We start from the raw sequence: 13,228 nt of genomic DNA on the forward strand, positions 1-13,228 counted from the left end.
TTCAGGGGCTGCGAGTCGCTGATCACCTTAAACCAGCGGCGGCCGCCCGCTTGCGCGCCATGGCGTCGACACCCGCGGCGAGCAGCAGGACGGACCCGGTGACCAGGTATTTGACACTGGCTCCATACCCCATCAGGCCCATGCCGTTCTCGATCACGGCCACCACGGCGCCGCCCATCACGGCGTCCAGCACCCTGCCCTTGCCTCCGAACAGGCTCGTGCCGCCGATGACGGCCGCGCCGACGGCGTACAGCAGGACGGAGCTGCCACCCGTGTTCGGGTCGACGGAGCTGGCCCTGGACGCGGCCACGATCCCGCCGATCGCCGCCATCGAGGAGCAGATCACGAATGCGCTGATCTTGAGCCGGTCGACCGGGATGCCCGCTCTCCTCGCGGCCTCCGCGTTGCCGCCGACCGCGTACAGGTGCCGGCCGAACGCGGTGCGGCGCAGCACCACGGTCCAGACGACCAGCAGCACCAGGATGAGCGGCACCACGATCGGCACGCCCGTGAGCGAGACGAGCTCGGGGTTGCGGCTGCGCTCCAGGTTGAGCGCGAAGACCGCGAGCCCGGCGAACAGCGCCAGCATGCCCACGCGGAACGCGACCAACGACATCGGGTCGGCGGTCAGGCCGCGCTTGGCACGGGTCCTGGCCCGCCTGAGCTGCACGCCCGCGAAGACCGCCACGCAGAACGCGTAGAGCGCCCAGCCCAGCCACGGCGGCAGGTTCCTGTTCGCGATGGCGACGATCACGCCGTCCCTGATGGAGATGTTCGTGCCCTCGTCGACCAGCACCAGGACCAGGCCCTGGAAGGCGAGGAACGCCGCCAGCGTCACCACGAACGACGGTATGCCCACCTTGGCGACCAGGGTGCCGAGCACCATGCCGATGAGCACGCCGGTGACGATGGCGGCCACCACGCACACGTACCAGGGCAGGCCCGCGCTGGTCAGCGTGACGGCGAGCACCGCCGCGCACACACCGCTGGCGAAACCGGCCGACAGGTCGATCTCGCCGAGCAGCAGCACGAACACCAGCCCCATCGCGATCAGCGTGATCGCGGCGCCCTGGGTGAACAGGTTGGCGAAGTTGATCGCGGTGACGAACGAGGGCCGCGCGACCGCGAAGACCGCGCAGAGCACCACCAGGCCGAGCACGGCCGGCAGCGCGCCCATGTCACCGCCGCGCACCCGCTGGACGTAGGCGAGGAAACTGTTGCCGATCGACGGTGACTGCGACGCCGCGACGATCGCCTCGCCGGGTAGTTCCTTGACCTTGTTCATGGCGTGACCCCGTTCTTGAGGCCGAGATCGCCGCTGCGGCCGGAGGTGATCAGTTCGACGACCTGGGCGTGCGTCACGTCGGCGGTCTTGACCTGGGCGGCCATCCTGCCGAGGTAGAGCGCCGCGATCCGGTCGGAGACGGCGAACACGTCGTTCATGTTGTGCGAGATGAGCACGACGGCCAGCCCGGTGTCGGCCAGCCTGCGCACCAGTTCGAGCACCTGCGCGGTCTGGGCCACGCCCAGGGCCGCGGTCGGCTCGTCGAGGATGACGACCTTGCTGTTCCACAGCACGGCCTTGGCGATGGCCACGGTCTGCCGCTGCCCGCCGGACAGGCTGGAGACCTGCTGCCTGATGGACTTCACCGTGCGCACGGACAGGCTGCTGAGGGTGCGCTCGGCCAGTTCCTCCATGCTGTCCTCGTCGAGCAGGGGGCCGCGCCTGCGCTCCCTGCCGAGGAACATGTTCTGGACGATGTCGAGGTTGTCGCACAGGGCGAGGTCCTGGTACACGATCTCGATGCCCAGCTCGCCCGCGTCGCGCGGGCTGTGGACCTGGACCGGGCGGCCGTCGAAGCGGATCTCGCCGTCGTCGATCGGGTAGGTCCCGCCGACGCACTTGACGAGCGTCGACTTGCCGGCGCCGTTGTCGCCCACCAGCGCCGTGACCTCGCCGGCGTACGCCGAGAGCTCGACCTCGTGCAGGACCTTCACCGGGCCGAAGCTCTTGTCTATCCCGCGCACTTCAAGGAGGGGGGTCATGGGGCTCCCTAAGGGAGGGTACGGCCGCGCGCGTGACACGGGCCGTACCCCCTGTTCTTATTCGATTCCTGCCTCGGTGCACTTCTCGGCGAAGTCACCCGTGCACAGCTCCTCCTTGGTCACGAAGCCGTCGGCCACCACGTCCTTGACGTTGTCGAAGTAGATGGCCTGCGGCTCCATGAGCTCGGCGGGCACGTCCTGGCCGCTCTCCGGGTCCTTGACGCTGCTGCTCGCCGTGGGCTTCTCGCCCTTGGCCAGCGCCACCGCGAGCTTGGCCGCGGCGTCGGCCTCCTTCTTGACGGCCTTGTAGACGGTCATGCACTGGTCGCCGGCGAGGATGTTCTGCAGACCCTGGACGGTGGCGTCCTGGCCGGTGACCGGCACCTTGCCGTTGAGGTTGTTCTTCTTCAGCACGGTGATGGCGGCGTTGCCGAGACCGTCGTTGGCGGCCAGCACTCCGGCGATCTTCGGCTGCTGGGTCAGCATCTGCTCGAAGATCGTCCCGGCCTGGGTGTTGTCCCATTCGGGCACCGACTGCTCCGGTCCCTTGACGTACTCGCCGGCGTCGAACTTGGGCTTGAGCACCCCGTCGTACCCGGCCTTGAACAGGGTGGCGTTGTTGTCCGTCGGCGAGCCGTTGAGGTAGGCGACGATCGGCTTGTCCGCCTTCTTGTCGGTCAGGCACTTGGCCAGGCCCTCGCCCTGGAGCTGGCCCACCTTGGTGTTGTCGAAGCTGACGTAGTACGCGGCGCCGCCGCCGAGCGTCAGCCGGTCGTAGTCGATGGTGGCCACGCCCTGCGACCTGGCCTTCTCGATGACCTGCTTGCCGGTGCCGCTGTCCAGATTGACGATCATCAGGACGGTGGCACCGTTGGTGATCATCTGGTCGGCGATGGTCTGGAACGCCGTCTTGTCGTTCTGGGCGTTCTGGATGTCGTACTGGACGCCGGCGGCTTTGAACGCCTCTTCGAGGTACTTACGGTCCGCCGTCTCCCACCGGGCCGAGGACTTGCTGTCCGGCAGGATGACGCCGATCTTGCCCGCCGCCGCCGCTGAGGCGGTGGCGGATGCCGTCGTCGAAGTGGTCTGACCGCTTTCGCCCCCGCAGGCGGTGAGACCGAGAGCGAGCGCGGCTGCCGCGGCGGTCAGGCTGAGGATCCCCTTGCGCATGGTGCAGGGTCCTTTCTTCCGGAGGGGCCCGGATGAATGTTGTTTGCGGCAACGTATTCCGGGATCGCCTGCATGGGAAGACCCAGTGGCGCGGTAGTTTGTTGTTTCTAGTAACAATCAGGAAACACGGAGGCCTCGACGCGCGCCGGGGGCGGGATCGGCGACAATCAGGACATGGCAGATCCGGTCGAGATCGTCGACCACGACCCGGGCTGGCCCGCCGGCTTCGCCGCGCTCGGCCGGACGATGCGCGCGGCGCTCGGCTCCGTCGCGGTGCGGATCGACCACATCGGCTCGACGTCGGTGCCCGGCCTGGCCGCCAAGCCCGTGATCGACGTGCAGGTCGCGGTGCGCTCGCTCGAACCGCTCGAGGCGTTCAAGCGTCCGCTGGAGCTCGTCGGCCTGGTCCACCGGGCGGGCAACCCCGAGCTGACCAAACGCTACTTCCGCGAGGCGCCAGGACATCGCAGGACCCACGTCCACGTACGCGAGCACGGCAGCTTCTCCCAGCAACTGCCGCTGCTGTTCCGCGACCACCTGCGCGCCCACCCCGCCGCCGCGAGCGAGTTCGCCGAGGCCAAACGGCGGTGCGCCGACCGGTTCCGGGACGCGCGGGAGGAGTACGTCGCGGCCAAGGAGCCGTACGTGTGGGACATCGTGCGACGCGCCGACGCCTGGGCCCAGCGCACCGGCTGGCGCCCCGGCCCGAGCGACGCCTGAACCGCCACACCACCACAGCGACCCACCGAGCGCCGCACCGTCACGACGACCCGCCTGAGCCGCGCCATCGCCACAGCGACCGACCTGAGCCGTCGCACCGTCACGACGACCCGCCTGAGCCGCGCCATCGCCACAGCGACCGACCCGGGCCGTCGCGTCGTCACGGCGGCCCGATGACGACGTTCTGCACGATCAGGGCGAGCGCCGAGGCGGTCGCCACCACCAGCACGGCCGTCCGGGCCCTGCCGCCGTCGAGGTGGCGCCGCAGCGGCCCCGACGCCAGGAACCCGAGGGCCATGGGCACGACCAGCGTCGCCCCCGCCGCCACTGCCTGCACGGGCAGTTCGCCCACCAGTGCCAGGATTCCCAGCGACTGCAGCGCGCTCAGGCAGAAGAACATCGCGAGCGTCGCCCTGATCTGCGGGCCCTTGGCGCTCTGGTACACCAGCGCGATGGGCGGCCCGCCGATGCCCGTCGCGGTGCCGGTGATGCCGGAGACGAAACCGGCGGAGGTGAGTGTCACGCCGGTGCGCGGCACGCTCATCGCCCTGGCGGTCAGCAGCACGGCGATCACCACCATGCCCGCCACGAAGACGCTCCTGGCGTAGATGGATGTGTAGACAACAATAACTGCACCAATGACACTGCCCGGCAGTCTGCCCAGCAGTGCGAACCCCACTCCACGCCACTCCACCCGCCGCCACTCCGAGGCCAGCGTGAACAGCGGCATCGCCAGGTTGACCATCTGCACGGCGCCCGGCATCAGGCCGGGCTCGATCATCGTCAGCACGGGCACGGCCACCAGCCCCAGCCCGAAACCCACCCCACCCTGCACGATCGCGCCCGCAAAAACCGCCAGACCACCCACGATGAGCAGCAATGCCGTATCAGTCATGCAGGAGAGTCAACCCGCTTTACTCTCTGTTGCCGCTCCTGCCCCTAGAGTGAACGGCTTGTGTATTCTTTTCCACGACGCAGACGTAGCCTCTGGAGTATGAGCATGAAGTCTAAAGCCGCGACGACGATACGCGTCAGCGTCACAACCCGAGACCGCCTAGCCCGAATCGCCCGCCAGGAGGGTCGAACCATGACCGAGGTGCTGCACAACGCCATCGCCGACTACGAGCAGAAGCAGTTCTGGCAGACCGTGAACGAGCAGGTCGAGCAGACGCAGCGCGAAGACCCAGAAGGCTGGGCCGACTACCTGACCGAACGCGAACTGGTGCTCGGTCCACGCCCCACCTCCCGCCGGATCGCGCCTGAATGGGACGGTCTACTCACATTTCCCGAGGAGAAAGATGAAACTGACGCAAGGTGATATCTGGTTCACCAGGTTCAGCAGTCCGACCGGTCGCGAGCAGGGTTTCGACCGTCCCTCCCTGATCGTCAGCAACGACAACCTCAACCGGTCGAGGCTCGGGCTCGTCTTTGCCGCGCCTCTGACCACTCGGGAGCGCGGATATCTCACCCATGTCCGGATAGGCCGTGACGGGACCGGGTTGGCCAAGACAAGCTGGGCGATGATCGAGCAGATCCGCGCCATCTCGCCGGACAGGTTCGACTTCTTCGTCGGCACCGCCCCCGAGGAGGTCGTCGAGGAAGCGGTCACCGTGCTCAAACGGATGCTCTAGAAGATTCGCCGCCCGGCGAAAAAGAGCTTCGCCGGGTGGCTCTCTCATCGTGTCACACTTTGCAGATCAATAAGCTGGCGATCGTGCGATCCCTCCCGTTGACGCGTGTCCTGACCCTCGCCGCGGTTCTGGCGTCCGTCTGCCTGACCGCCCCGCCCGCGCAGGCGGCGCCCGTACGCAGCCCGTTCTCCAAGAAGGCGGGCAAGCTGGCCGCGACCTCATGCCCCGAGACGCCGATCGTCTCCGGCGGCGTTCCGCGCACCCGGGAGTACCTCCAGACGGTCGTGAAATGTCTGGACAAGTCGTGGGGTGCGTATGTTGAGCGGGCAGGGCGTACGTTCCGCAAGCCCGTCGTCCGCTACTTCGAGGAGCCGGCGAGCACCGTGTGCGGGATGCGCTGGCCCGCGTACGCCGACGCCTTCTACTGCACCGAGCGCTCCACCGTGGTCTTCCCGCTGACCGGCCGGTGGATCGAGAACAGGACCGACCTCTTCCCGTTCAAGGTGGCCGCCCATGAGTACGGTCACCACCTGCAGAGCCTGCTCGGCATCCGCCGCTCCTACGAGGCCAGGGCACGCGCCGACCGTACCCACGCGGACCGGTTGAAGCGCCGCTACGAACTCCAGGCCGACTGCCTGTCCGGAGTGTTCCTGGGCAGCGTCTGGCGCTCCCTGGCCCGCTCCGAGCTCGACTGGGCGGCGCTGCTGGACGCGACCCGGGCAAGCGGCGACGACGATGACGGCCACCGCACCCACGGCAAGGGGTCCAGCCGGGCCTACTGGCTCAAACGCGGCTACGGCGCCGTCTCCCCCGCCGCCTGCGACACCTGGTCGGCACCCGCCGCCAAAGTCGCCTGACCGCAAGCCTCTTGACCTGACCGGTGAGCTGACCGGTGAAGCGGTGAGGTGACCTGCGCGGTGAGACGGCGGCGGGTGCGTCGCGGGCCCGCGACGCAGACACGAACCACTGGCCGCCGGCTCCGTGATCGGTGGCGAAGGCCGCCTGGGAAGCGAGGAGCCGCCCGGCGGAGGGTGTCCGCCGGGCGGCTCTCAGTGTGTCGGGTGGTTCCCCCGAAACGAGCGCGTGAGGATCACGCCCAACCCCGGCGACGAGCCGGGCTCCGTCGCTCCCGGCCTGCTCATGACCGGCCGGGAGCTCGGGAAGTTCACTTGGCGAGCAACGACCGCAGAACGTACTGCATGATGCCGCCGTGCCGGTAGTAGTCGGCCTCGCCGGGCGTGTCGATGCGCACCACAGCGTCGAACTCGACGTCGCCCGCCCTGACGTGCACCGTCTGCGGGATGCCGCCCTTGTTGAGCTCTTCGACTCCCGTGATGTCGAACGTCTCCTCGCCCGTCAGGCCGAGGGCCGCCGCCGAGGCGCCCTCCGGGAACTGCAGCGGGAGCACGCCCATGCCGATCAGGTTGGAGCGGTGGATGCGCTCGTACGACTCGGCGATGACCGCGCGGACGCCCAGCAGCGCCGTGCCCTTGGCCGCCCAGTCGCGCGAGGATCCGGAGCCGTACTCCTTGCCCGCCAGCACCACCAGCGGCGTGCCCGCGGCGGCGTAGTTGACCGAGGCGTCGTAGATGAACGACACCGGGCCGTCGGACTGGGTGAAGTCGCGGGTGTAGCCGCCCTCGGTTCCGGGGGCGATCTGGTTGCGCAGGCGGATGTTGGCGAACGTGCCCCTGATCATCACCTCGTGGTTGCCACGACGCGAGCCGTAGGAGTTGAAGTCCTTCACCTCGACCCCGTTGGCCTTCAGGTACTGGGCGGCGGGGGTGCCCACCTTGATCGAGCCGGCGGGCGAGATGTGGTCGGTGGTGACCGAGTCGCCGACCTTGACCAGCACGCGGGCGCCGGCGATGTCGGTCACCGGCTCCGGCTTCTCCGGCATGCCGTCGAAGTAGGGGGCCTTGCGGACGTAGGTCGAGTCGGAGTCCCACTCGAAGGTGTCGCCGGTCGGGATGGGCAGCGAGCGCCAGTGGTCGTCGCCCGTGAAGACGTCGGCGTAGTCGCGCTCGAACATGTCGCGCCCGATCGAGGAGTTGACCACGGCGGCGATCTCCTCCGGCGCGGGCCAGATGTCGCGCAGGTAGACCGGCTCGCCGTCGCTGCCGACGCCGAGCGGCTCGGTCGCGAGGTCGAGGTCCATGGTGCCGGCCAGCGCGTACGCGACCACCAGCGGCGGCGAGGCCAGGTAGTTCATCTTGACGTCGGGGTTGATCCGGCCCTCGAAGTTGCGGTTGCCCGACAGCACGGCGGTGACGGCCAGGTCGTTGGCCTGGACGGCCTCGGAGATCTCCGGCAGGAGCGGCCCCGAGTTGCCGATGCAGGTGGTGCAGCCGTAGCCGACGAGGTTGAAGCCGATCTTGTCGAGGTACGGCTGGAGCCCGGAGCGCTCGAAGTAGCCGGTGACGACCTGCGACCCGGGGGCCAGCGAGGTCTTGACCCACGGCTTGCGGGTCAGGCCCTTCTCCACGGCGTTGCGGGCCAGCAGCGCCGCGCCGAGCATGACGTACGGGTTGGAGGTGTTCGTGCACGAGGTGATCGCGGCGATCGAGACGATGCCGTGGTCGATCTCGAACGAGGTGCCGTCGGCCAGCGTGACGGGCACCGGCTTGTGCGGCCGCCCGCCGTCGGCCGTGGAGTTGGAGGCGGGCGAGTCGGAGGCCGGGAAGGACTCCTTCGACGCCTCGTCGACGCCGTCCTCCACGTAGTTCTGGACGTCGTAACGCCAGGTGTCCTTGGCCGCCGACAGGGCGATGCGGTCCTGCGGGCGCTTGGGGCCGGCGATGGACGGCACGACCGTGGCGAGGTCGAGCTCGATGTACTCGGAGAACTCCGGCTCGGGCGCGGCCGGGTCGAGCCAGAGGCCCTGGGTCTTGGCGTACGCCTCGACGAGGGCGATCTGCTCCTCGGAGCGCCCGGTCAGGCGGAGGTAGTCGACGGTCTGGCCGTCGATCGGGAAGATCGCGCAGGTGGAGCCGAACTCGGGGCTCATGTTGCCGATCGTGGCCCGGTCGGCCAGCGGCACGGACGCCACGCCCTCGCCGTAGAACTCGACGAACTTGCCGACCACGCCGTGCTTGCGCAGTATCTCGGTGATCGTCAGGACCAGGTCGGTGGCCGTGGCCCCGGCGGGCAGCTTGCCGTTGAGCTTGAAGCCGACCACGCGCGGGATGAGCATGGAGATCGGCTGGCCGAGCATCGCGGCCTCGGCCTCGATGCCGCCGACGCCCCAGCCGAGCACGCCGATGCCGTTCTCCATCGTGGTGTGGGAGTCGGTGCCGACGCAGGTGTCGGGGTAGGCCCTGTTGATGTCGCCGTCGGAGCGGGTCATGACCACGCGGGCCAGGTGCTCGATGTTGACCTGGTGGACGATGCCGGTGCCGGGCGGCACCACCTTGAACTCGTCGAAGGCGGTCTGGCCCCAGCGCAGGAACTGGTAGCGCTCGTGGTTGCGCTCGTATTCGCGCTCCACGTTGCGCTGGAAGGCGTCGGGGTGGCCGAAGTAGTCGACGATGACCGAGTGGTCGATGACCATCTCGGCGGGCGCGAGCGGGTTGATCCTGGCCGGGTCGCCGCCGAGGTCGCGCACGGCCTCGCGCATCGTGGCCAGGTCGACCACGCAGGGCACGCCCGTGAAGTCCTGCATGATGACGCGCGCGGGCGTGAACTGGATCTCCACGCTCGGCGCCGCCTTCGGGTCCCATCCTCCGAGCGCCCGGATGTGGTCGGCGGTGATGTTCGCGCCGTCCTCGGTGCGGAGGAGGTTTTCCAGCAGGATCTTCAGGCTGTACGGGAGGCGCGCGGCGCCTTCGACGGCGTCCAGCCGGAAGATCTCATATGACGCGTCGCCGACGCGTAGCGTGTCACGGCTGCCGAAGCTGTTCGCGGACACGGTGGTTCGCCTCCTCCATCAGACATCTTTCAGGCTTGCGGGTGGCTCCCCGCTCCTCACGCGCTTCGCGGCTCCCGTGGTGCCGGGTCTCCACTCCGCTCGCTGCGTCGGGTTCACTCCTGCTCATGGGTCGTTCACCCTCCTCACTCGCTTCGCGGGGTCCCTCCTTCGTCGGGCCCCACTCCGCTCGCCGCGTCGGGTTCACTCCCCAAATCCTGCCGCACGCGCGAACAAGTAAGCACGTTAGGTGAACCTAATTCGCGTCCGCGCAGCAGGTGTCTCGACATCAAGATATCGGGAAAAGTATCTCGACATCAAGTTAAACGGGCGCCAGGCGCCAGTACAGCAGCCCGACGATGGCCACGGACAGGATCGGCGCGAGGATCTTCTGCTCGAACTTCCTGCCCGTCTTGATGCCGATCTTCCACGGCAGGACGAACTTCGCCCCCAAGGGCCACAACACGGGGCAGCCGCGTTCGGTCATGCAGTCGCCGACGACGTGGATGAAACTTCCGACCCCCACGGCCAGCCCGAGCCAGGCGTAGCCCACCTCGAGGGAGAGGAAGACGGCGTAGAGCCCGGCGGTCATGCCGATGTTGATCATGATTGAACCGAGCTTGTTCCCCGGTATGCCGACGCCGATGGCGCGCAACGCCAGGCCGATGAGCAGCACGACCATGACGTCGCGCCCGATCGGATAGGTGTTGGCCAGCCAGTGCGCCCCGAACCCGATGGCCACGGCGAAGACGAGCGAGTGGGTGGCGCCGCGGTGGCCGCCGCCGAGCCAGGACACGAGCTTGCTGAGCGCCCACGTGACCGGCCCGAACGTCTGCGCGATCGTCGCGTGTGGATGGTCGAGGTCGGGCAGCATCGCGGCGCCCGCGCAGATGATGGCGCCGGCGATCAACTCGGCGGGACTGAGCGCGGCGGCCATGATTCCGGTTTCCACGAACCGGGTGGACTCGTTCACCAGCGGCAGTGCGGCAAGGGGCGGCGCCAGCCCCAGCCAGGCGATGGCCCCGGTCATCGCATGCGTGTGCCCCATCATGATCCGGACTGTACGGCAAAGAGGTTCTTTGCGCGGCGAGGCATGCCGGGGCGAACGGGCTGTGCAGGCCGGCGACATCGCGCCGAACACCCGCAAACGCAGACGAGGTCGTCTCCGCGGCGACAGCACCCCCCAGCCCTGCCGACGCGGAACGACCTCGTCTGATGGGAACAACGCCCGGCTCCACCGACCTGTTCCCGGATTCCGCAACTTTTTCGTGATCTGGATCACACCTTTTCGTGACTTGCGAAACGACATTTCATCGATATATCTTTGACGCATCGAGAACAGATCGCGATATAGGGGGAAAAATGAGTTCAGCACAGGCAGCAGGCGCGCCCTGGCCCGGCGCCCGCGAATACAAGCGAGCGGCCCGGGAGGCGTTCCGGGCCATGAGCGACGCGTTCGAGCAGATGGGCGGCCACCACCATCGCGGCGGCCCGCACGAGCACCGCCACCGCGGCAGGAGAGGCGGACCCGGATTCCCGTTCGACTTCGGGCGCGGCCCGTGGGGCGGCCCCGGCGGCCCCGGCGGCCCGTGGGGCGGCGGGCACCGCGGCTGGGGCGGCAGAGGCCGCAAGGCCAAGCGGGGCGACGTACGCGCCGCGATCCTGGCCCTGCTCTCCGAGGAGCCGCGCAACGGCTACCAGATCATCCAGGAGATCGCCGAGCGCAGCGAGGGCGGCTGGAAACCCAGCCCCGGCGCCGTCTATCCGGCGTTGCAGCAGCTCACCGACGAGGGTCTGGTGATCTCGGAGGAGCACGAGGGCCGCAAGGCCTACCGTCTCACCCAGGAAGGCAGCGCGTACGTCGAGACGCACGCCGACGAGGTCAGGGCCCCTTGGGACGAGATGCGCCCGGACATCGACGACAACACCGCCGATCTCTGGCATATCGCTCGGCAGTCGGCCTTCGCCATGATGCAGATTCTGCAGACCGGAAGCGACGCGCAGGTCCGCGAAGCGCGTAAGACTCTAGTGGAGACCCGGCGCAAGCTGTACCAGATCCTGGCCGACGACGAGCCGGGCGAGGAGTGACCCCACTGATGGCCGGTGCACGCGAAGGCCGGTTCGGAGGAAGCGAGGAGCCGCACATGGACCACAACGACCTCCGCATCGGCGACGCCGAGCGCGAGCAGACGATGGCCGCCCTGCGCGAGCACTTCGCCCAGGGCCGCCTCAACCACGAGGAGCTCGAAGAGCGCCTCGACCGGACGCTGGCCGCCAAGACGGCCCGCGACCTGGCGAGCATCACGGCCGACCTCCCCGGCCCCGGCTACCGCACGCCGGCGCCGCAGCCCGACATGGGCGACTGGCGGGCGGCGATGCACGCGCACCGGCAGCAGATGCAGGAGATGCGCCACGCGCACCGCGACATGCGCCACGCCTGGCGCCACCACCACCCGCGGCGGCGGCACGGCGGCCCGCACCCGATCGTGCCCCTGCTGTTCGTGGCCATGATGCTCGGGCTGTTCTTCGGCGGGTTCGGCGTCTTCAAGGTGCTGCTCGTGGTGTGGGTCGTGGCCGTGGTCGCCAGCATGGTGCGCCGCCGGATCCACCACCGCCGCTGACCGGCCGCCCACCTCCCCGTCCCCGTCCTGGCGGTCACGCGCACGGGCGGCACCGCTCCGCGGCCGTTGACAAACGGAACGCTGATCCGTATCTTTCGGAACAGTGCTCCGTTTCGCGCGGAGCCCGCCGCGGCGTGAGCGTTCCCCCGCGTGCGCGGCGCGACCCGGAAACATTCGGACGGGAGATTCAGCATGATCTTGGTCACCGGCGGTCTCGGTTTCATCGGCTCTCACACCGTTCAGGCGCTCCTCGACACAGGTGAGGAGTGCGTGCTGCTCCAGCGCCGCAAGGCCGAGGCACCGGCCTACCTCGCCGGCGCGAAGGTGGCGATGGAGCAGGCCGACATCACCGACCTGCCCGCCCTGCTCGACGTCGGCGAACGCCACAAGGTGACCGGCATCGTGCACCTCGCCGGGTCCATGCCCTGGCCCCCCGACGCCGACCGGCCCGTCGAAGCAGCGCGTAGGGCGATCGGCGGCCTGCTCAACGTCGTGCAGGCCGCGCAGGAGTGGGAGGTGAAGCGTGTCGGCGTCGCGAGCACGATCGGCGTCTACTCCGGCCTGACCGGCGCGCTCCGCGAGGACATGCCCCTGCCCATGGCGTCCTTCCACCTGATCCCGACCTTCAAGAAGATCGGTGAGCTGCTCAACGAGCACCTGGCCGGCGCCACCGGCGTCGAGGTCGTCAACTACCGCATCTCGGCCACCTGGGGACCACGTGACCCCCACGGCGCGCTGTTCTTCGCCGCCCCCGAGCTGGTCCATGCCGCCGCCCGCGGGACCGAGCCGGACCTGTCGACCCTCGCCGCGCCGCCGTACGCCGAGGACTCGATCGACCTGTGCTACGTGAAGGACACCGCCCGCGCCATCGCGCTCCTCCAGCTCGCCGACCGGCTCAGCCACCGCACCTACAACGTCGCGTCCGGGCGCGCGACGTCCAACGCCGAGGTCATCGCGGCGATCAGGAAGGTGGTCCCCGACGCCCGGATCGACCTGCCCACCGGCGGAACCGACGGGCAGACCCACCTCGACATCACCCGGCTCCGGCAGGACACCGGCTACGCGCCCGCCTACGACCCCGAGCGCGCCGCCGCCGACTACCTCACCTGGCTGCGCGCGGGCAACGAGCTCTGAGC

13 protein-coding genes are annotated in these 13,228 nt (G+C 69.0%); 7 read left to right on the plus strand and 6 right to left on the minus strand.

Going from position 1 to position 13,228, the window contains the following annotated elements:
* Positions 1 to 22: 22 nt before the first annotated feature.
* The 3 genes from ABGB14_RS27960 to ABGB14_RS27970 are packed head-to-tail and all read right to left on the minus strand — an operon-like array spanning position 23 to position 3,216.
* Positions 23 to 1,285, minus strand: coding sequence for an ABC transporter permease (locus ABGB14_RS27960; protein WP_347646791.1), 1,263 nt, complete (start codon positions 1,283 to 1,285; stop codon positions 23 to 25).
* Positions 1,282 to 2,046 carry an ATP-binding cassette domain-containing protein gene (locus ABGB14_RS27965; RefSeq protein ID WP_347646792.1) on the minus strand — a complete coding sequence of 255 codons (765 nt, stop codon included), beginning with the start codon at positions 2,044 to 2,046 and terminating at the stop codon, positions 1,282 to 1,284. The genes ABGB14_RS27960 and ABGB14_RS27965 overlap by 4 nt, the downstream gene beginning before the upstream one ends.
* 57 nt (positions 2,047 to 2,103) lie before the next feature.
* Complete coding sequence (locus ABGB14_RS27970; protein ID WP_347646793.1) at positions 2,104 to 3,216, minus strand: substrate-binding domain-containing protein; 1,113 nt, start codon at positions 3,214 to 3,216, stop codon at positions 2,104 to 2,106.
* 174 nt (positions 3,217 to 3,390) lie between these two features.
* On the opposite strand from ABGB14_RS27970, the gene ABGB14_RS27975 reads away from it, so the two are divergent.
* A complete protein-coding gene (locus tag ABGB14_RS27975) occupies positions 3,391 to 3,936 on the plus strand; it encodes a GrpB family protein (RefSeq protein ID WP_347646794.1) in 546 nt (181 codons plus the stop codon).
* A gap of 160 nt (positions 3,937 to 4,096) precedes the next feature.
* On the opposite strand, the gene ABGB14_RS27980 is transcribed toward ABGB14_RS27975, so the two are convergent.
* Positions 4,097 to 4,831 (minus strand): sulfite exporter TauE/SafE family protein, encoded by a 735-nt coding sequence (locus ABGB14_RS27980; RefSeq protein WP_347646795.1) that lies wholly within the window; start codon positions 4,829 to 4,831, stop codon positions 4,097 to 4,099.
* 192 nt (positions 4,832 to 5,023) lie between these two features.
* On the opposite strand from ABGB14_RS27980, the gene ABGB14_RS27985 reads away from it, so the two are divergent.
* The 3 genes from ABGB14_RS27985 (at position 5,024) to ABGB14_RS27995 (ending at position 6,424) form a co-directional block, all read left to right on the plus strand.
* Positions 5,024 to 5,254, plus strand: coding sequence for a hypothetical protein (locus ABGB14_RS27985; RefSeq protein WP_347646796.1), 231 nt, complete (start codon positions 5,024 to 5,026; stop codon positions 5,252 to 5,254).
* Positions 5,235 to 5,567, plus strand: a complete 333-nt coding sequence (locus tag ABGB14_RS27990; protein ID WP_347646797.1) for a type II toxin-antitoxin system PemK/MazF family toxin — start codon at positions 5,235 to 5,237, stop codon at positions 5,565 to 5,567. The genes ABGB14_RS27985 and ABGB14_RS27990 overlap by 20 nt, the downstream gene beginning before the upstream one ends.
* A gap of 83 nt (positions 5,568 to 5,650) precedes the next feature.
* A complete protein-coding gene (locus ABGB14_RS27995) occupies positions 5,651 to 6,424 on the plus strand; it encodes a neutral zinc metallopeptidase (RefSeq protein ID WP_347646798.1) in 774 nt (257 codons plus the stop codon).
* A 308-nt stretch (positions 6,425 to 6,732) separates the two neighbouring features.
* On the opposite strand, the gene acnA is transcribed toward ABGB14_RS27995, so the two are convergent.
* A complete protein-coding gene (acnA, locus tag ABGB14_RS28000; protein ID WP_347646799.1) occupies positions 6,733 to 9,474 on the minus strand; it encodes an aconitate hydratase AcnA in 2,742 nt (913 codons plus the stop codon).
* 319 nt (positions 9,475 to 9,793) lie between these two features.
* The gene (locus ABGB14_RS28005) at positions 9,794 to 10,522 is read right to left on the minus strand and encodes a metal-dependent hydrolase (protein WP_347646800.1); all 729 of its coding nucleotides are present in this window, start codon (positions 10,520 to 10,522) and stop codon (positions 9,794 to 9,796) included.
* A 311-nt stretch (positions 10,523 to 10,833) separates the two neighbouring features.
* On the opposite strand from ABGB14_RS28005, the gene ABGB14_RS28010 reads away from it, so the two are divergent.
* The 3 genes from ABGB14_RS28010 to ABGB14_RS28020 all read left to right on the plus strand — a co-directional run bounded on the left by ABGB14_RS28010 (position 10,834) and on the right by ABGB14_RS28020 (position 13,226).
* Positions 10,834 to 11,559, plus strand: a complete 726-nt coding sequence (locus tag ABGB14_RS28010) for a PadR family transcriptional regulator (protein ID WP_347646801.1) — start codon at positions 10,834 to 10,836, stop codon at positions 11,557 to 11,559.
* Positions 11,560 to 11,615: 56 nt separating this feature from the next.
* The gene (locus ABGB14_RS28015) at positions 11,616 to 12,092 is read left to right on the plus strand and encodes a DUF1707 domain-containing protein (RefSeq protein WP_347646802.1); all 477 of its coding nucleotides are present in this window, start codon (positions 11,616 to 11,618) and stop codon (positions 12,090 to 12,092) included.
* 192 nt (positions 12,093 to 12,284) lie between these two features.
* Complete coding sequence (locus ABGB14_RS28020; RefSeq protein ID WP_347646803.1) at positions 12,285 to 13,226, plus strand: NAD(P)-dependent oxidoreductase; 942 nt, start codon at positions 12,285 to 12,287, stop codon at positions 13,224 to 13,226.
* Positions 13,227 to 13,228: the final 2 nt, after the last annotated feature.

The organism is Nonomuraea sp. B10E15, from assembly GCF_039871615.1.
In the GTDB taxonomy this organism is placed as follows: domain Bacteria; phylum Actinomycetota; class Actinomycetes; order Streptosporangiales; family Streptosporangiaceae; genus Nonomuraea.